This is a genomic window from Dactylosporangium thailandense (genome assembly GCF_059739745.1).
Genome location: NZ_AP029195.1, coordinates 3,265,563 through 3,282,157 on the forward strand (window position 1 = coordinate 3,265,563; position 16,595 = coordinate 3,282,157).

Consider the following 16,595-nt stretch of genomic DNA (forward strand, 5'->3'; position numbering starts at 1 on the left):
ACGGTCAGGTGATTCCCCGTCATGGCGCGGCATGGCACGCCTGCCGGGTAGGCGCCACCCCCGGCGCCGAGATCGCACTCGGTAGGAGATCACCAGATGAGAGCAGGAGCACTCGGCTCGGCGGTGGCGCTCGGCGTCGTCGCCGCCGTCGCGCTGGTCACGCCGGCGTTCGCCACCACCACATATCGAGCTATGCCGATCGCCGACCGTGATTGCGGTGCCTGTTTGTTCGTCTGCACGGTTCGTGGCCGGGAGGTTGAACCAGAGAACCTGTACAGGTCATCGCCCGCCAGACACGGTGATGTCGGTGCCGGTGACGTACGACGCCGCCGGCGAGACGAGCCACGACACGGCATCGGCGATCTCGTCGGGCCGGCCTACGCGGCCGAGCGGGCTGCTCGCGCCGGCCTCCGTCATTCCTGAGGCCCCCGCCATGTCCGTCTCGATGACGCCTGGCGAGACACTGTTGACGCGAATCCCTTCAGGGGCAACCTCGTTCGACAGGCCACGGCTGAACGTCACCATTGCGCCCTTCGTGGCCTGGTACGGCGCAAGTCCTTGTGCGCCGGGGAGGGCCCGGGCGGCGACCGAGGCGATGTTGACGATGGATCCGCCGTTGCCGCCGTGCGCGGTCGACATCGCTCGCACCGCGTACTTGGCGCACACCATCGGGCCCACGATATTGATCTGCATCAGCCGGGTCAGCTCGTCCGCCTTCTGCTCGTCGATGCGGGCCTGCTCGCCGATTGTTCCGGCGTTGTTGACCAGTGCGGCCAGCGGCCCCAGCTCGCGCTGGGCGCGTTCGAACAGGTCCGCGACCGCATCCGGTGCCGCCACGTCCGCGCGTACGGCGATGGCCCGGCCGCCGCGGCCACGGATGGTGGAGACGACCGATTCGGCGCCGGCCGCGTCCGCCGAGTAGTTGACCGCCACGCCGTACCCGTCCTCGGCCAGCTTCTCGGCGATCGCGGCGCCGATGCCCCGGCTCGCGCCGGTGACGATCACCGCACCTTTCTCCTGCTTAGCCGCAGTCATCTCGTCGACCTCCCGTCGCAGGAACTCGTGTCAGGTCGGACCGCACCTTGCGGTCCGCAACGTCACCAACCCGAACGCTCAACACTCGGCACGACAGGCTGACCGAATATGTCGAGACCTACCCACAGGGCCACGGCGAAACCCAAGCCGACGATCGTCTAGCCAGTGTTTCGTAACGGGTCGATGTTGCGGTGTGGCGGTGATCGATAGCTGAAGAGGTCTCCGGTAGGTGGTTTAGCGACCAACCTCTGCAAGGGGCTGGTCCAATGGGGTGGCCCGGCGCACGCCACCGAGCAGTTCGCCATCGCGATGGGTTTCCGCGGCGTGCGGGGCATGCAGGACGACTGTTCGGCGATGCGCCGCAGCCTTCAGGCGGCTACGGCCCGGTGGGTCGGTAGCCCACTGGCCGGCGATCGCGCAAGCTCCCGGCGTGCCGGTCTCACTGCTCCAGCTCGCCGGCGGCCGGGTCGCCGCCGTCAGCGGCACGACACCGGGGCTGCGCCGGCCCTGACCCCGGTCACGCCGACAGCGCCGGCGGTGCCGGCGCTGTCGGTTCGGATCAGATGTCGCTCCGGAGCGTCAGGCAGCCGCGCCGGCGAGCGCGGGCGCGAACGCGCGGGCGCACAGGGCCCGCGCCCACTGGATCCGGCCGAGAGCGACGTCGGAGCGGTCGCCGAACACTTCGGCGGCCCGGGCGTAGCACTCGTCCGGCCCGAGCTGCTCGAGCGTGCGATCAACAGTTTCGCGGACCATGGCGTCGTCCAGGTCGCTGGTCTTCGAGGCGTCGGAGACGAACAGAGCCATGCTCAGCACCGGGTCGACCTGGCGAGTAGTCATGGTAATCACCTGCTCAAAGGGGGTGTGGAAGGTCTAGGTCCACACTCGCTCGGACGGTGTTACGGGACGTCGACGCCAGCGGGACTCTCCGGCTGCGGGTTTCCGCACCCGGGCATACCGGCTGTCCCCCATCGCCTCACCCCCTCACCGGGTGGTGCGGTTGCGCGCATCGTCGAGCGCGTGGTCAGGCGGTTGCGTCGAGGTCCGACATGTCCAGCACGAAGCGGTAATGCACATCGCCTGCGGCAAGGCGGTCCAGGGCCGTCTCGACGGCGCTCGAGGGAAGGATCTCGACATCGGCGGTGATGGCATGCTCGGCGCAGAAACCGAGCACCTCGATGGTCTGCCGCAGGCCGCCGGTGCCCGAGGAGGTGATCTTCTTGCGGCCGGCGCCGAGCTCCCAGAGTTTCGGCCCGGCGAGCAGGGGGTTGCCGAGCACGCACAGGGTGCCGTCGAGGTCGAGCATGCCGATCAGCGGCGAGAGGTCGTGGTCGGCGGAGATGGTGTCGAGGATGAAGTCGAAGCGGCCCCGCGCGGCGGCGACCTGGGCGTCGTCCGTCGTGACGAGCAGCCCTGTCGCTCCGAGGTCCTTGGCGTCCTGCTCCTTGTACGCGCTGCGGCTCAGGACCGTGACCTCCGCACCCAGCGCGGCGGCGAGCTTGACGGCCAGGTGGCCCAGCCCGCCAAGACCGGCAATGGCGACGCGGGTGCCCCGGCCGACGCCCGCTGCGCGCAGCGGCTCCCAGACGCTGACACCGGCACACATCAGCGGCGCCGCGGCGGCCGGGTCGAGGCCGGCGGGCAGGTGGAAGGCGAACTTCTCGCGCAGGACGTACTCGCGGCTGTAGGCGCCCCTGGTCGGGGTGCCGTCGATGCGGTCAATCCCGCCGTACGTGGTGGTCGGGCGGTTGTGGCAGTAGTTCTCCTGCCCGGCCGTACACATGGCGCATTCACCGCAAGCGTCGATGATCGTGCCGATCGCGACCCGCTCGCCGACGGCGAACCCGGTGACCGCGGGGCCGATCGCGGCCACGACGCCGGTCGCCTCGTGGCCGGGCACGAGGTTCTGCTCGCCGAGCATGCCGTGGATGCGGTGCAGGTCGCTGTGGCAGACGCCGCAGTAGTCGATGCGCACGGCGATGTCGTCCGGGCGCAGGTCGCGCCGTTCGATGGTGACGCGGGTCAGGGCGTTGGTGGCCGGGTCGAGACTCTGCCAGCCGGTGGTCGTCCGCATGAGCAGCCCCTGGGGTCGAAACGGAATATGGATTCACCATAGCACTAAGGTGAAGGAGTATTCCGTTTTGATAGGCTGACCACATGGCCTCGAGCTCGAACCCGTCCCGTGCGCCCCGCCGGGACGCTCTGCGCAACGACGAGATCCTGATCAACGCCGCCCGTGCGGTCTTCGCCGAGCAGGGGCCCCAGGCGAGCATGGAGTCGATCGCGTTGCGCGCGGGCCTGGGCGTCGGCACGATCTACCGGCGGTTCGCGAGCAAAGACGCACTGCTCGACGCCATCGCGCAACTGTTCATCGAGGAAATGGACCAAGCCGCCGCGGCCGCCCTCGCGGATCCCGACCCCGGCGCCGGGCTCGAGCGGTTCCTCGATTTCGCCGGAGCCTTCACCGCCGAGAACCGGCGCTATGCCGCCGCCCTGACCGACCGGGTCACCGGCGACGACGTCAGGGCGCAGACGGCGGACAAGGTCCGGCAGCTCACGCGGAAGGCGGTCGACGCGGGAAGCCTCGCGCCCGGCGTGACCGGAGACGACATCAAGGCACTCATCGTCGCGCTCCGAGGAGTCGTCGCCGCCTCGCCCGACGGAGACGACACCGCCTGGCGCCGCTTCGTCCGCATCCACCTCACCGGACTCCGTACAGGAAGACCGGGACGCCGCGGCTGGGAGCTCACCGGCAGGTGATGCCGTTGACGCTGAAGTTGCTGGGTGGCGTGTACGGCGTGACGGTGTAGAGGCCGACGCTCACCACCGCGACGCCGCCGGCCGGGGCGATCGTGGTGAGTCCGGGCCCCGGGGTGAGGGTGGCGGCCGTCCCCACCCGGGTCGCGGTGGCGTTGTAGGCGCCGGTGATGCTGATCGTCAGTGGCAGGGTGAACCGGACCGACCAGGAGGTCACCGGGTCCGGCGTCGTGTTCTGCACCAGGACGGTCACCGCGATCGTGGGAAGCGAGGTGCTGATCGCGACCTGGCAGGTGAGGGCGCCCGGCGTCGTCACGGTGGCGGCGGGGGAGCGCGCGGACTGGTTGTTGCGGGCGTCGACGGCGATCACGGCGAAGGTATAGGCCGTTGCCGGGGTCTGTCCGGTGAAGGCGTAGGTGCGCGACCCGGGCGCGACCGTGGCGACCGTGGCCCAGGTCGTGCCGAACAGCCGCTGGAGCTGGTAGCCGGTGACCTGGACGTTGTCGGTAGCGGCCGCCCACGAGACCGTGAAGGAGGTGGGCGTGACCGCGCTGAACGTGGGCGCCGTCGGGGTGCTGGGCGGCTGGGTGTCCGGCCCGGGCAGGGTTGTGAAGGTGACCGGTGCCGACGGCTCGCTGTTGGCGAGATCCAGGCCCGGCTTCGGGACGGAGTAGACCCGGAACGTGTAGGTGGCGCCCGGGGTCAGTCCGGTCAGCGCGAGCGCACCGGTCAGGTTCCGGCGGTATTCGGACCACTGGCCGCCGGCGAGCACCTCGGCGACGTCGTAGGCGGCCGCGCCGTTGCGGTTCCACCACAGGTCGGCGCCGGTGTCGGAGACGTGGACGGCTTCCAGTTGCGAGGGCGCTGTCACCGGTGTGTCCGCGTGGGCCGGTGCGGGGGCGAGCGTCAGGGCGATGACGACGGCGACGGAGACGGTCAGGAAACGTTTCACGGCGGCACCCTTCGGAGTACCCGGCGGAAATTCCATCGTCAGACACCTATAGGCTCATGTCTATCCAGCGGTAGGTGACCGTGTGGTCCGCGGCGTGAGCCGAACCGTCCGCCGCGTAAATTTCACATGGCTGGCTTCGGGGTAGCGACTCAGGAGACGAACAGGGCGGTCTCGTCGACGGCGAACGACGTCTGCAGCGAGCTGTCCTCGGTGCCGGTGAACCGGACGGTGACCGTCTGCCCGGCGAACGCGGCCAGGTCGAAGGTCTTCAGGGCGTAGCCGGCGGCCTTGTTCAGGTTGCTGTAGGTCGCCAGCGTGGTCGTGTTGACCTGTACGGTCAGCTTGTCGTAGGCGTTGACGGTGGTCAACTCGTACGTGTCGATGTGCAGCCAGAAGCGCAGCGTGGCGACGGAGCACCCGGCCGGCAGGGTCACGGTCTGGCTGAGGGTGTCGGTGTGCACGGTGCCCCAGCCGTCCAGGAACGCGTTGTAGTTGCCCGAGAAGGCCGGCTCCTGGGCCCACTGCCCGATCACGCCGGCGCCGCCGGTCCAGGCAACAGTGCCGAGCTCGAAGCCGGGGTTGGCCAGCTTCTGCCCGGGGCTGGCGCAGCTGCCGGCGCGCGACGCCGGGCTGAACGCCGACGCGGCCGGGCCGCCACCGAACACGGCCGCCAGGCACACCGCCGCGGCCGCCGCGGCGACGCCGGACCATCGGCGGCCTCGCTGAGGCATGGACATTCCCCCGCTCCTCCCTGTGAAGCTCTATTGGATAGCATCGATATCTGAGCCCAAGGGTACGGCCGGGCGGGGAAGTCCGACAGATGCCGGATGTTGCGCGGGGCGAACCTTGACGCTGGGTGGCGCCCCGGCAACGGCGCCGTCGAACCTCACCACGGATCAGCGCTGCACGATTTCGTACGCGTACAGCCGCTGATCGTCGACCCGCACACTCCGTGGCGACGGCCGCGTGTCCCGCACGCCCGGCGACGATGACGGGCCGTAGCCGCCCCGCGTCAGGTGGGCCCAGCCGGTGACGTGCGCCGTGCGCGGGTCGAACAGCACCATCGCCAGGCTCTGGCCGGTCGGCAGGCCGGCGCCGATCATGCGCTGCCCACCGACCGTCACCTCCTGCAGCACGAGCGTGTCGATCCGGTCGAGCAGCCGCAGCAGCGCGACGCGCACGCCGCTCGGGAGCAGGGGATCGACCCGCAGGAGCAGGGACGTGCAGGTGCTCCACAGGGCGTCCGCGGACTCGCCGGAACCGAGCTGCTCCAGCAGCGCCGACGGATCCGGCGACAGCCCGGCCAGCCATTCGGGCGTGGGGTGGACCACGCCCGGCCCGGCCTCGGCGAAGTTCCGCCGTTCGAGCCCGGTCTCGTCCTCGCCGTTCGGCCCCGGCCCGGCCGGTCGCCCGTCGAACAGGTCGCGGACCGGGATCATGCCCCGCACCTCGTACCAGGTGTCGCGCACCTGCGGGACGAGTTCGGGGCTGCCGCCGCCGGAGGGCACCAGCATGGTCATGCGCACGTGCAGCTGGTCCTGGCCGCCGGCCGCGAGCGGCTCGGTCTCGCCGGCCGCGCGCACCAGGTCGTCCCAGCCGGCCCGCGGGTCGATCGTGGCGCCCAGCTCCAGGGTGCCCGACGGCGCCGGGGCGAGGCCGGGTCCCTGGGGCTCGCCGCGGTTCAGGGCCACGCCGACGCCCGCGAGCACCGCGAGCGCGACGACGGCCGCGGCGACCGGCGCGAGCCAGGCCCGGCGGCGGGTGCGTGGGGCGACGGCGGCCGCGGAGAGTGGCGCGAGCCAGGCCCGGCGGCGGGTGCGTGGGGCGTCGCCGTGCAGGACCCGGTACCGCAGCCGGGTCAGCTCCTCGAACGTTGTGGCCGTGCGCGGCGAGGCGAGCGCGCGCACCGCGTTCAGGTCGGACCGGTCGTCGGTGCTCACAGCTCCCCCTCGGAGTTCGCGGCGGCCAGGGCGGCGCGCAGCTTCGTCCGCGCGCGGAACAGTGCCGACTGCACGGACCCGAGCGGGATGCCGAGCGTGCGCGCGATGGTGTCGTAGTCGAGGTCGGCCAGGGCGTACAGGAGCAGGACGTCGCGCTGGCGGGCCGGGAGCCGGGCGAGCACCGCGGCCATCTCCCGGCTCACCGCCGAGGCGTGCGCGCGGTCGACGGCGCGGTCGGCAACGTCCGGTACCAATGGATCGTGACCGGTCCGGGCGAGCATCCGCAGCGCGCGGGTCTCGGTGCGGCGGTGCCGGCGCAGCAGGTTCGACGCGATGCCGTAGAGCCACGCCCGCACCGGGCCGTCGAGCAGCTTGTCGCGGCGCTGGAACGCGATGAGGAACGTCTCGGCGACGATGTCCTCGGCCAGCGTGCCCCCGACCCGGCCCGCGCAGTAGTGCCGCAGCTCGGCGCCGTACCGGTCGAAGAGGTCCGCCACGTCGGGCGGCCCCTCCCGCGGGTCGGCCATGTAGTGCAACATACCGATGACTGCCCGCACCCCGGGCCCGTGTTCCCGGCCGGCCCCGCCGATCTACACCGGCCGGGCCTCGCGGCGCCTTCTGGCGTAGGGCAGCACGAACATGTAGAGCCCCGTGAGCATGAGCAATGCCAGCGGCGGCAACGGCAGATAGAAGATCCAGGCGGCGGGATCCTGCTGCGCGATGGCCACGAAACACACGACGACGGTCACCGTGAAGGCGACGGACAGCCAGCGATGCACCTGGCGAACCCACTTGTTCATGCCGCCGACGCTAGGGGTCACGATGCCGCCGCCGCTTCTCGATTCCTGACCACTCCGCCCGGCCGTCGGCTGTGCGGCGCGGAGTACCCCTTGCCCGCCCTCGCCGCCGTGGATCCGCACCTGGTTGTGTGCCGTGCTCCGTGCACCGTCACTTGTGTGCCGTGCTGGGCGTGCGTTGTGGGTGGGGGAGTCGAACCCCCGCGCCTGCCCTTGGCGCACCAGCGTGGGTCGGAAACCGCCGGCCCTCGGTGGTACGCGCCTCCACGTCGGCTACCTGCTCCGCGCCTCAGTCCAGCAGGTCGGCCTCCCAGTTCGTGCGCTGGATGAGCGTGTCGACCTCGCGCAGCTGGCGGGCCAGGTCGTCGGCCTCGCGCCGCAGGTCGGCGACCGGGAGCGCCACGATCATCTTGAGTTCGGAGCGGAGCTGGCGATGGCCGCGCTGGGCGTCGCCGGCGGCCGCCTGGGCCGCGCCGGTCACGACGGCGTGACGCATCCGCAGCACGTCCCGGCGCGCGAGCGCGTCGGTGAGCGTGCCGCCCTCGACCTCGACGGTGGCGTTCGTACGGTTGATGCGCCGGATGAGCCCCTCGAGCTCCCCGAGCGTCTCGCCGGCGTCGGCCAGCAGCGCCGCGGCGTCCTCGACGGGCGGCTCGCCCTCCTGGTAGCGGGCGCTGGCGGCGATCCGGGCCCGCAACTGTTCGACCCGGCGCACCGCGGCGGCGCGCAGCGCGAGAGCCTCGGCCAGCTTCATGACCGACAGTATCGCCGAGCGCTCCCGCGTCCGCGCGCGATTTGCGCGTGGCCGCCGAGTGTCCACAATGCACCTCCGGCGGCGCCGAGGTGGAATCATGGGGCGCATGACGGCATGGCAGGACGTCGAGCGCGCCGAGCCCGAGTTCGCCCGGCGGGTCCGCGCCCTGTTCGACGCGCACCGGCACAAGACGATCGCGACGATCCGCTCCGGCGGGGGCCCGCGCATCAGCGGCATCGAGGCGCAGTTCGAGGCGGGCGAGCTCGTGTTCGGCTCCATGACCGGCGCGCGCAAGGGCGTCGACCTGCGCCGCGAGCCGCGCTTCGCCCTGCACAGCGCGACCGTCGACCCGGTCGAGGGCGCCGAGGCCGAGTGGCCGGGCGAGGCCAAGATCGCCGGCCGCGCGGTGCTCACGAGCACCGGCGAGCAGCCCGACGGCGACCGCTTCCACGCCGACATCACCGAGGTCGTGCACACCCACCTGAACCCGGAGGCCACGCTGCTGGTCGTCGAGTGGTGGACCCCGCCCGGGGGCCTGCGCCGCGCCGAGCGCGAGTAGCCGTCAGGCCACTTCCCGGCCGCGGAAGGCCAGCAGGCGCTCATGCGCGGGGGCGTCCTCGGGGCAGGGCAGCTCGGCGCCGAACATGCCCGGCCGGCGGAACGCCTCCATGCCCATCTCGCGCATCGTGGCCAGCAGATACGCGCACTGCTCGGCGTCGAGGCGGTCGGTGCGGCCCGTGGACACGGCCAGGTCGGCGCCGTGCACCACGAGCTCGGTGAGGTGGATGAGGGTGGCCATCCGTGCCGGCATCGCACCGAAGCCCAGCCGCACCGTCCCGCTCAGCGCGTCCGGGCGCCGCCACGCCTCGCCGTCCAGGGTGGCCGCCGCGGCGTAGGCGGCCGCCGGGTCGTCGCCGAGCCAGTCGGACTCGTGCTCGCCGCCGGCGTCCGTGCCGGACAGCTCCGCGGCGAAGATGCGCATGCCGCCGACCAGGTGGTTGAGCTCGTCGCGCAGGGTCCAGCCGGGGCAGAGCGACGGGGCGTCCAGGGCGGGGCCCAGGCCCGGCACGACGGTGCCGGTCGTGGCGATGGCGGCTTCGATGCGGTCGACGATCGTGGTCATCGGGCTCTTCTCCTCGGTTAACGCAGTCGTGCACTGCGTTAAGAACATAGAAGCGCCGGCGGTACTAACGCAACTGTGAGCTGCGTTAAGCTCGCCGCGTGGGCGAAGACGAGAAGGTCCGGCGTACCGGGGGGCGCAGCGCGCGGGTCCGGGCCGCGGTGCACCAGGCCGTCGCCGAGCTGGTCGCGGAGCGCGGGCACGGCGCGTTCACGGTCGGCGACGTGGCGGCGCGGGCGGGCGTGGCCGACACCAGCATCTACCGGCGCTGGGGCGACCTGGACGCGCTCGTCGCCGACGTCGCCATCACCCGGTTGACCGCGGACTCGCCGATGCCGGACACCGGCACCCTGCGCGGTGACCTGCGCGCCTACGCCGAAGGGGTGGCCCGCGACGTGAGCGGGCCCGCCGGGCTCGCGATGCTGCGGCTGGTCGTGGCGCTGTCCACCACCAACGTCCAGGCACGGGACGCGTTCGTGGCCGGGCGCGGGCGGCAGTTCGAGGCGATGCTCCAGCGGGCCCGCGACCGCGGCGAGGCGGCCCCCGAGGCCATCGACGTCGTCGACCACATCCTGGCCCCGCTGTACGTCCGCGCGCTCCTCGGCATCGGCGAGCTCACGCCCGAGGCCGCCGCCGAACTGGCCGACCGTCTTGTGGACCAGTCACAAATCTGACCCCGCCCAAGACCCCTACACCCCGCCCTACCATCGGGTTCGGCCTCGTCGATCTGCCTTAGGGTTTACACGCCGTTCAGCCTTCGTCTGCCGACCGTCGCATCAGGACATTTAACGTCCCGAGGTCGGCCTTCGGGCCGGCGGAAACAAGAAACCGACCACTGGAGGTCCGGGTCTATGTCCCGTGTGCTCGTCCGGCGGGTCTCCGTCGCATTATCCCTGTCCATGGCCGGGTTGGCGTTACCTGCGCTCGCCGAGCCCGCGTCCGCCAACCCGGCGGGCACGGGCCTGGTGATCAGTGAGGCCTACGTCAACGGCGGCTCGTCGGGTGCGAGCTATCTGAACAAGTTCATCGAGTTGTTCAACCCGACCGCGAGCCCGATCGCGCTGAGTGGGAGCACGCTGCAGTACCGGGCGCCCACCAGCACCGTCGTGCCCAGCGGTTCCCAGGTGTTCGCGCTGTCCGGGACGGTGGCCGCGCACGGTCACTTCCTGATTCAGCTGCCCAGCAACGGGGCGAGCACCAACCCGGGGGCGCCGCTGCCAGCGGCGGACCTCAACACCGGCACCAGCGTCAACCCGGGCGCCGGGGGCGGCACGCTCTACCTCGCCGCCAGTGCCTCGGGTGTCCTGCCGACCGACAGCTCGGTCATCGACAAGATCGGCTGGGGTACCAGCAACTCCCCCGAGGGGTCCGTGACGTCCGGAAACTCGCTGGTGCTGAGCTACCAGCGGGACACGGCCGGCGCCGACACCGACAACAACGCCGCCGACTTCCACACGGCGACGCCGGAGCCGCAGAACGCGGCCTCGGACGGGGGCACGAGCCCGCTCGCGGTGACGAACCCCGGCGCGCAGAGCGCCATCACCGGCACCGCGATCACGCCGCTGAACCTGGCGGCGACGGGGGGCACGACGCCGTACAGCTGGACGGCGACGGGCCTGCCCGCAGGGCTCTCGATCTCGTCGGCAGGGGTCGTCACCGGCACGCCCAGCGCGGCCGGCTCGTCGTCGGTTTCGGTCACCGCGACCGACGCCGCCGGCGCGAGCGCCTCGGCGACGTTCACCTTCACGGTGAACGCCGCGACCGAGGTGCTGGCGATCGCCGCGATCCAGGGCACGAACACGGACACGTCACCGTACGCGGGCCGGTTCGTGACCACCGAAGGCGTTGTGACGGCGGTCTACACGACCGGCGGCTTCAACGGCTTCTTCCTGCAGACCGGGGGCAGCGGCGGCACCGAGGCGGCGGACACGACGCCCGGGGCCTCCGACGCGGTCTTCGTGTTCGGGTCGATCTCGGCCGGGCAGGTGAGCATCGGCGACAGCGTGCGGGTCAGCGGTACCGTCCAGGAGTTCCAGGGCGAGACCGAGATCTCCTCGCCGTCGGTGACCAAGCTCGCCACGCCGCTGCCGGCGGTCGTGCCCGCAACGCTGCCGTGGTCGAGCCTGACCACGGACGCGCAGAAGGAGGCGCACGAGGGTGAGCTGATCGCGCCGCAGGGCACGTTCACCGTGTCGGACAACTACGACGCGAACTGGTACGGCTCCTTCACCCTCGTCGCCGGGGACGCCCCGCTGCGGCAGCCCACCGACGTGGGCAAGCCGGGCAGCCCCGAGGCGCAGGCCGTGGTGGCGGACAACGCCGCCCGGAAGATCACCCTCGATGACGGTGCCAGCGTCAACTACAGCACCGGCTCGAACACCGGCACTGCGCTGCCGTGGCTGACGCCGACCAACCCGGTCAGCGTCGGCTCGAAGGTCGCGTTCCACCAGCCGGTGATCCTGGAGTACCGCTTCTCGCTCTGGAACTTCCAGCCGACGAGCCAGGTCACCGACGACGGCCACGCGGTCGCGACCTTCAGCGACACCCGCACGGCCAACGCGCAGCCCGCCAACGTCGGCGGCAACCTGCGCCTGGCCACGTTCAACGTGCAGAACTACTTCCCGTTGACGGGGGAGCAGTACGTTGCGGCGGGGATGGGCACCTGCACGTGGTACGTCGACCGGGCCGAGACGCGCGTCAGCGTGAAGTCGTGCACCGGTCCGGGCAACAGCGCCGGCCCGCGCGGGGCCGCGAACGACGCCAGCTTCCAGCGGCAGCAGGCGAAGATCGTGACCGGTATCAACCGGCTCGGCGCGAGCATCGTGTCGCTCGAAGAGGTCGAGAACTCGGCGAAGTTCGGCAAGAGCCGCGACGCGGCCCTCGCCCAGCTCGTCGACGCGCTCAACGCGGCGGCCGGCGCGAACGTGTGGGCCTACGTGCCCTCGCCGAGCGCCGACAAGCTGCCGGCCCTCGCCGAGGAGGACGTGATCCGTTCGGCGTTCATCTACAAGCCGGCGGACGTGGCGCTGGTCGGCGACTCGGCGATCCTGCTGACGTCGTCGGCTCCGGGCCAGCCGTTCTCGATCGCGCGGGAGCCGCTCGCGCAGGGCTTCAAGAAGGCGGGCGCCCAGGACGCGGACGCGTTCCTGGTCGTCACGAACCACTGGAAGTCCAAGGGCTCCGGCACCCCGATGTACGACGGCGACGCCCAGGACACGTCGTCTCCCGCGAAGGACCAGGGTTCGTTCAACGCGACCCGCGTCCGGGAGGCGCAGGACACCGTGGCGTTCGCCTCGCAGCAGGCGTCGGTGATCGGCACGAACCGGGTGTTCCTGGTGGGCGACCTCAACTCGTACACCCAGGAAGACCCGATGCAGGTGCTCTACCAGGCCGGGTACACCGACCTGGGCTCCACCCTGGACCCGTCGGAGGCCACCTACGCCTTCGACGGACTGCAGGGGTCGCTGGACCACGTGCTGGCCAACGCGGGCGCTCGCGCGCTCGTGACCGGCGCCGACGTCTGGCAGATCAACGCGCAGGAGGCGATCGCGTTCGCCTACAGCCGGTACAACTACAACGTCACGCTGCTGTTCAACGGCGCCGACCCGTTCACGGCTTCGGACCACGACCCGGTCGTCGTCGGGCTCAACGCCCCGGTGACGCCGCCCGTGCCGGCCTGGGACGCGTCGAAGGTCTACAACAACGGCGACACGGTGTCGTACAACGGCTCCGTGTGGACGGCGCTGTGGTGGACGCAGAACCAGAAGCCGGGCGACCCCTACGGCCCGTGGCAGCAGATGGCCACGACGCCGGACGGGACCGCCCTGTGGACGCCTTCGCGCGTCTTCAACACTGGGGATGTCGTCGTGTACCAGGGCAAGAAGTACGTCGCCAAGTGGTGGACGCGCAACCAGACCCCGGGTGACCCCTGGGGCCCCTGGAAGCTCGTGTAGTGGATAGTCGGGGCCGTCCGCGAGGGCGGCCCCGACGCCCTACCGCCCCAGGCCGCTCACACCACGATCTTGCGGGCGTGCACGCGCTCGACGGTCCCGGCCTTGCGCCGCTCCACCTCGACGACCTCGAACCCGGCGCCCCGCACGAGCGGCAGCTGCCGGCGGGTGAAGTGCTCGCCCCAGGCCCGGATGGTGAACCGCTCCACCAGCCACTGCGCGGCGCGGATCGGCGGCCAGGTGCTGCCGACGTGGTCGACCAGCAGCAGCCGCCCGCCGCCCACGAGCACGCGGAGCATCTCGGCGATCGCGGCGCCCGGCCGCGGGATGCCGCACAGCGACAGCCCGCACACGACGGTGTCGAAGGTGCCGGTCGCGAACGGCAGCGCCTCGGCGTTGCCCCGCAGCAGGTGTACCGTCCGGTCGAGGCCGGCCGCCCGCTCCCGCGCGATCGCGAGCATCGCCGGGCTCAGCTCGACCCCGGTCACGGTCGTGTCCGCCCGGTAGAGCGGCAGGTTCAGCCCGGTGCCGACCGCCACCTCGAGGACGCGTCCCCGCGCGCGGGAGGTGAGCCACTCCCGCCCGCCGCCGAACCAGACACGCTCGAAGAACGCCATCTGCCGGTCGTACGCCGCCGCCTGATGCTCCCAGGCGCGCAGGACTTTCGCGGTCTGCCCATCATCGGCCATCACTGCCAGTGTAGCCGCCGGCGGCCTGCGCTCAGCGCACCACGATCTGGAGCAGCACCAGGTGCGAGGCGCGCGTCTCGACCTGGAACAGCCCGGTCTTGGTCGCCTCCAGGGTGAGCGAGCCGGCCTTGCCGGGCTTGAGGTCGACGCCGCGGTCGTAGCCCGTGACCGTCACCCGGTCGGCCGCGTCGCTGGTGACGGTGATGCGCACGACCTGGCCCTGGGACACGTCGACGCGGCCGGTCGCCGGGCTGGCCGTGCCCTTCGAGATGGTGAAGGTGACCTCCTTCGCGGCCTTGGTCCGGGACGCGGGGGAGGTGTAGGTCTCGACGGGGGCGGGCGGGAGATTGGCGGAGGCGGCCGGCAGCGGCCCCTGGGCGCCCGGGTCGAGCTGCGGCGACACCCACTTGGCGGTGCCACCGGTGCAGCCGGCGAGGAGCGCGAGCAGCGCGGCGAGCACCGGGACGGCGCGGATGGTCGGCATCGGGTGCTCCCGGGAGGGCGAGGGGTCGGCCCGCACCATACCAAGGACCCCGGCGGCCCGGCATGGCACGATCGCGCGCATGGAGCTCAGCACGCCGTACGTGGTGGTCGACGTCGACACCCTCGACCGCAACTCCCGGGCGATGGCGGACGCCGCGGCCGCGCGCGGGATCGCCCTGCGGCCGCACGCCAAGGCGCACAAGTCGCCGCAGATCGCGCGCCGGCAGCTGGAGCACGGGGCGGCCGGGCTCACCGTGGCGACCGTCGCCGAGGCCGAGGTGTTCGCCGAGGTGTGTCAGGACCTGTTCATCGCGTACCCGATCTGGGCCTCGCCCGCCCGGGCGCACCGGCTGCGGGCCCTGGCCGAGCGCGTCGCGCTGCGGGTCGGCGTCGACTCCGCCGAGGCCGCCGAGCTCCTGGCCGCCGCCGTGCCCGGGCTCGCGGTGCTGGTCGAGGTCGACAGCGGGCACCACCGCAGCGGCGTGCGGCCCGCCGAGGCCGGTGCGCTCGCCGCGGCCGCCGCCCGGGCCGGGCTGGACGTGCGCGGGGTGTTCACGTTCCCGGGCCACGGCTACCTCCCCGGCCACCGGGCGCGGGCCGCCGCCGACGAGGCCGCGGCGCTGGTCGAGGCCGCCGGGGCGCTGCGGGCGGCCGGCCTCGAGGCGGAAGTCCGCAGCGGCGGCTCGACCCCCACGGCCGCGCTCAGCGATCCTTCGGTCGTGAACGAGCTGCGGCCCGGCGTCTACCTGCTCAACGACGCGCAGCAGGTCGAGCTCGGCACCTGCGACTGGTCCGCCGTCGCGCTCACCGTGGCCGCGACCGTGGTCAGCGTCACCGGCCCCCGGGCCATCCTGGACGCCGGCAGCAAGGCGCTCGGCGCCGACCAGCCGCCGTGGGTGACGGGCGGCGGGCGGCTCCCGGACCGGCCGGAGGCGAGGATCACGGCGCTGTCGGAGCACCACGCCACCGTCACCTTTCCCGGCGACGCCGCGGTACCGGCCCGAGGCGACGTCCTCCGCGTCGCGCCCAACCACGTCTGCGCCGCGGTCAACCTGGCCGACGAGCTGATCGCGGTCTCGGGCGGCCGCGTGGCCGATCGCTGGCCCGTGGCCGCGCGCAACGCCAACACCTGACGTACGCCTTCCGGGTGAACGGCCGCGGAACGCTGACGCGCTCGATCGCGGTGGCGCACTTCGCGTCACCCGGGGGCTACCATCGGCGGACGGTCCGACCGGGCCGGTGACGCGGATGTGGGGACCTCGTGGAGTTGTCGGTGCGGCCCGGAGCGGGCGCCACGGTGGTGACCGCCGCGGGTGACCTCGACATCGCGACCTCGCCGGAGCTGCGCCGCTACCTGCACGCGATCCTCGACGAGCACGAGGCCGCCCTCTGCGTCGACGTGGCCGCGGTGCAGTTCATCGACTCCAGCGCCCTGGGCGTGCTCGTGAGCGTCTACCAGCGCCTGGCCGGCCGCGGCCAGGGCCTGACGCTGGTGAGCCCGCACGAGCGCCTGCTGCGCACGTTCCGGATGACCGCTTTGGATCAGGTGTTCACCATCGTCCCGGCCCTGCCCGCCGGCCCGGCCGCGGCCTGAGCCCGGGTCAGCCGGCGTCGGCCGGGACGTAGGTCGGCCGCAGCACGCCGTTGTCGTAGTCGCGCCGGTCCCGCAGCCGCGGCCGCGCGGCCGCGTCGAACAGTGGCCGGCCGGCGCCGAGCGCGACCGGGTGGACGATCAGCTGGTACTCGTCGACGAGACCCTGCCGCGCCGCCGCCCGGGCGAGCGCCGAGCCTCCGGTCACGGCGATGTCGCCGCCGGGCCGCCGGCGCAGGCCGGCGACGGTGGCGGCCAGGTCCGAGCCGGCGAGACGGGAGTGCTCCAAGCCCAGCGGCCCGCGCAGCGTGGCCGAGAAGACGATCTTCTCCATCGCGTTGATCAGCGGCGCGATCGGCTCCTCGGAGCGCCGCCAGTGCGGACCGCCCGGAGCCGCAACGCCGCGTCGCCGGGCGCGCGCAGGTGTTGCTGGATCTTGTGTACGCGAGTTTCGACACCACGGCATTACAGCGGTCCCACCACTGCTGAGATGGCGCTTTCGCGGCCGGCAGGTCCGGTAGCGACCGGCG

The 16,595-nt window shown here is 72.3% G+C and carries 19 protein-coding genes; 6 read left to right on the forward strand and 13 right to left on the reverse strand.

What is annotated here, in order from left to right:
• Window positions 1-279 precede the first annotated feature (279 nt).
• The 3 genes from AC6JBM_RS14680 to AC6JBM_RS14690 form a co-directional block, all read right to left on the reverse strand.
• Window positions 280-1,005 (reverse strand): SDR family oxidoreductase, encoded by a 726-nt coding sequence (locus AC6JBM_RS14680; RefSeq protein WP_497984168.1) that lies wholly within the window; start codon window positions 1,003-1,005, stop codon window positions 280-282.
• Between the two features lie 609 nt (window positions 1,006-1,614).
• Complete coding sequence (locus AC6JBM_RS14685; RefSeq protein ID WP_497984169.1) at window positions 1,615-1,872, reverse strand: hypothetical protein; 258 nt, start codon at window positions 1,870-1,872, stop codon at window positions 1,615-1,617.
• 184 nt (window positions 1,873-2,056) lie between these two features.
• Window positions 2,057-3,106 (reverse strand): NAD(P)-dependent alcohol dehydrogenase, encoded by a 1,050-nt coding sequence (locus AC6JBM_RS14690; RefSeq protein ID WP_497984170.1) that lies wholly within the window; start codon window positions 3,104-3,106, stop codon window positions 2,057-2,059.
• Window positions 3,107-3,189: 83 nt separating this feature from the next.
• Here AC6JBM_RS14690 and AC6JBM_RS14695 point away from each other — a divergent pair, with 83 nt between their 5' ends.
• On the forward strand, window positions 3,190-3,792 hold the full coding sequence (locus AC6JBM_RS14695) for a TetR/AcrR family transcriptional regulator (protein WP_497984171.1): 603 nt from the start codon (window positions 3,190-3,192) through the stop codon (window positions 3,790-3,792).
• Here the strand turns inward: AC6JBM_RS14695 and AC6JBM_RS14700 are convergent.
• The 6 genes from AC6JBM_RS14700 to AC6JBM_RS14725 form a co-directional block, all read right to left on the reverse strand.
• Complete coding sequence (locus tag AC6JBM_RS14700) at window positions 3,779-4,741, reverse strand: fibronectin type III domain-containing protein (protein ID WP_497984172.1); 963 nt, start codon at window positions 4,739-4,741, stop codon at window positions 3,779-3,781. The genes AC6JBM_RS14695 and AC6JBM_RS14700 overlap by 14 nt on opposite strands.
• 149 nt (window positions 4,742-4,890) lie before the next feature.
• Window positions 4,891-5,472, reverse strand: coding sequence for a hypothetical protein (locus tag AC6JBM_RS14705; protein ID WP_497984173.1), 582 nt, complete (start codon window positions 5,470-5,472; stop codon window positions 4,891-4,893).
• A 165-nt stretch (window positions 5,473-5,637) separates the two neighbouring features.
• The gene (locus AC6JBM_RS14710; RefSeq protein ID WP_497984174.1) at window positions 5,638-6,681 is read right to left on the reverse strand and encodes a hypothetical protein; all 1,044 of its coding nucleotides are present in this window, start codon (window positions 6,679-6,681) and stop codon (window positions 5,638-5,640) included.
• Window positions 6,678-7,208: an RNA polymerase sigma factor gene (locus AC6JBM_RS14715; RefSeq protein WP_497984175.1), complete on the reverse strand. Its 531-nt coding sequence runs from the start codon at window positions 7,206-7,208 to the stop codon at window positions 6,678-6,680. Before AC6JBM_RS14715 ends, AC6JBM_RS14710 begins: the two co-directional genes overlap by 4 nt.
• Window positions 7,209-7,271: 63 nt before the next feature.
• Entirely contained in the window at window positions 7,272-7,481 is a 210-nt protein-coding gene (locus AC6JBM_RS14720) for a hypothetical protein (protein ID WP_497984176.1), read from the reverse strand.
• Window positions 7,482-7,767: 286 nt separating this feature from the next.
• Window positions 7,768-8,232: a DIP1984 family protein gene (locus AC6JBM_RS14725; protein WP_497984177.1), complete on the reverse strand. Its 465-nt coding sequence runs from the start codon at window positions 8,230-8,232 to the stop codon at window positions 7,768-7,770.
• 106 nt (window positions 8,233-8,338) lie between these two features.
• Here AC6JBM_RS14725 and AC6JBM_RS14730 point away from each other — a divergent pair, with 106 nt between their 5' ends.
• On the forward strand, window positions 8,339-8,791 hold the full coding sequence (locus tag AC6JBM_RS14730; RefSeq protein ID WP_497984178.1) for a pyridoxamine 5'-phosphate oxidase family protein: 453 nt from the start codon (window positions 8,339-8,341) through the stop codon (window positions 8,789-8,791).
• Window positions 8,792-8,794: 3 nt separating this feature from the next.
• Here AC6JBM_RS14730 and AC6JBM_RS14735 read toward each other — a convergent pair whose 3' ends face one another.
• Entirely contained in the window at window positions 8,795-9,355 is a 561-nt protein-coding gene (locus AC6JBM_RS14735) for a TIGR03086 family metal-binding protein (protein ID WP_497984179.1), read from the reverse strand.
• Window positions 9,356-9,453: 98 nt separating this feature from the next.
• On the opposite strand from AC6JBM_RS14735, the gene AC6JBM_RS14740 reads away from it, so the two are divergent.
• Entirely contained in the window at window positions 9,454-10,026 is a 573-nt protein-coding gene (locus AC6JBM_RS14740; RefSeq protein WP_497984180.1) for a TetR/AcrR family transcriptional regulator, read from the forward strand.
• Between the two features lie 225 nt (window positions 10,027-10,251).
• On the forward strand, window positions 10,252-13,305 hold the full coding sequence (locus AC6JBM_RS14745; protein WP_497984181.1) for an ExeM/NucH family extracellular endonuclease: 3,054 nt from the start codon (window positions 10,252-10,254) through the stop codon (window positions 13,303-13,305).
• Window positions 13,306-13,361: 56 nt separating this feature from the next.
• Here AC6JBM_RS14745 and AC6JBM_RS14750 read toward each other — a convergent pair whose 3' ends face one another.
• Complete coding sequence (locus AC6JBM_RS14750; RefSeq protein ID WP_497984182.1) at window positions 13,362-13,991, reverse strand: class I SAM-dependent methyltransferase; 630 nt, start codon at window positions 13,989-13,991, stop codon at window positions 13,362-13,364.
• 31 nt (window positions 13,992-14,022) lie between these two features.
• A complete protein-coding gene (locus tag AC6JBM_RS14755; protein ID WP_497984183.1) occupies window positions 14,023-14,475 on the reverse strand; it encodes a hypothetical protein in 453 nt (150 codons plus the stop codon).
• A gap of 79 nt (window positions 14,476-14,554) precedes the next feature.
• Here AC6JBM_RS14755 and AC6JBM_RS14760 point away from each other — a divergent pair, with 79 nt between their 5' ends.
• Together AC6JBM_RS14760 and AC6JBM_RS14765 are read left to right on the forward strand one after the other, a co-directional pair.
• Window positions 14,555-15,607, forward strand: a complete 1,053-nt coding sequence (locus AC6JBM_RS14760; RefSeq protein WP_497984184.1) for an alanine racemase — start codon at window positions 14,555-14,557, stop codon at window positions 15,605-15,607.
• Window positions 15,608-15,735: 128 nt separating this feature from the next.
• On the forward strand, window positions 15,736-16,068 hold the full coding sequence (locus AC6JBM_RS14765; protein WP_497984185.1) for an STAS domain-containing protein: 333 nt from the start codon (window positions 15,736-15,738) through the stop codon (window positions 16,066-16,068).
• A gap of 7 nt (window positions 16,069-16,075) precedes the next feature.
• Here the strand turns inward: AC6JBM_RS14765 and AC6JBM_RS14770 are convergent, their stop codons facing one another.
• The gene (locus tag AC6JBM_RS14770; protein WP_497984186.1) at window positions 16,076-16,399 is read right to left on the reverse strand and encodes a dihydrofolate reductase family protein; all 324 of its coding nucleotides are present in this window, start codon (window positions 16,397-16,399) and stop codon (window positions 16,076-16,078) included.
• Window positions 16,400-16,595 lie beyond the last annotated feature (196 nt).

Bases quoted from the DNA above. Each gene is read 5' to 3' on its own strand.
- AC6JBM_RS14720 (WP_497984176.1), bottom strand. From the start codon at position 7,481: ATGAACAAGTGGGTTCGCCAGGTGCATCGCTGGCTGTCCGTCGCCTTC.
- AC6JBM_RS14725 (WP_497984177.1), bottom strand. From the start codon at position 8,232: ATGAAGCTGGCCGAGGCTCTCGCGCTGCGCGCCGCCGCGGTGCGCCGG.
- AC6JBM_RS14705 (WP_497984173.1), bottom strand. From the start codon at position 5,472: ATGCCTCAGCGAGGCCGCCGATGGTCCGGCGTCGCCGCGGCGGCCGCG.
- AC6JBM_RS14715 (WP_497984175.1), bottom strand. From the start codon at position 7,208: ATGGCCGACCCGCGGGAGGGGCCGCCCGACGTGGCGGACCTCTTCGAC.
- AC6JBM_RS14690 (WP_497984170.1), bottom strand. From the start codon at position 3,106: ATGCGGACGACCACCGGCTGGCAGAGTCTCGACCCGGCCACCAACGCC.
- AC6JBM_RS14685 (WP_497984169.1), bottom strand. From the start codon at position 1,872: ATGACTACTCGCCAGGTCGACCCGGTGCTGAGCATGGCTCTGTTCGTC.
- AC6JBM_RS14750 (WP_497984182.1), bottom strand. From the start codon at position 13,991: ATGGCCGATGATGGGCAGACCGCGAAAGTCCTGCGCGCCTGGGAGCAT.
- AC6JBM_RS14735 (WP_497984179.1), bottom strand. From the start codon at position 9,355: ATGACCACGATCGTCGACCGCATCGAAGCCGCCATCGCCACGACCGGC.
- AC6JBM_RS14730 (WP_497984178.1), top strand. From the start codon at position 8,339: ATGACGGCATGGCAGGACGTCGAGCGCGCCGAGCCCGAGTTCGCCCGG.
- AC6JBM_RS14745 (WP_497984181.1), top strand. From the start codon at position 10,252: ATGGCCGGGTTGGCGTTACCTGCGCTCGCCGAGCCCGCGTCCGCCAAC.
- AC6JBM_RS14695 (WP_497984171.1), top strand. From the start codon at position 3,190: ATGGCCTCGAGCTCGAACCCGTCCCGTGCGCCCCGCCGGGACGCTCTG.
- AC6JBM_RS14770 (WP_497984186.1), bottom strand. From the start codon at position 16,399: ATGGAGAAGATCGTCTTCTCGGCCACGCTGCGCGGGCCGCTGGGCTTG.
- AC6JBM_RS14760 (WP_497984184.1), top strand. From the start codon at position 14,555: ATGGAGCTCAGCACGCCGTACGTGGTGGTCGACGTCGACACCCTCGAC.
- AC6JBM_RS14755 (WP_497984183.1), bottom strand. From the start codon at position 14,475: ATGCCGACCATCCGCGCCGTCCCGGTGCTCGCCGCGCTGCTCGCGCTC.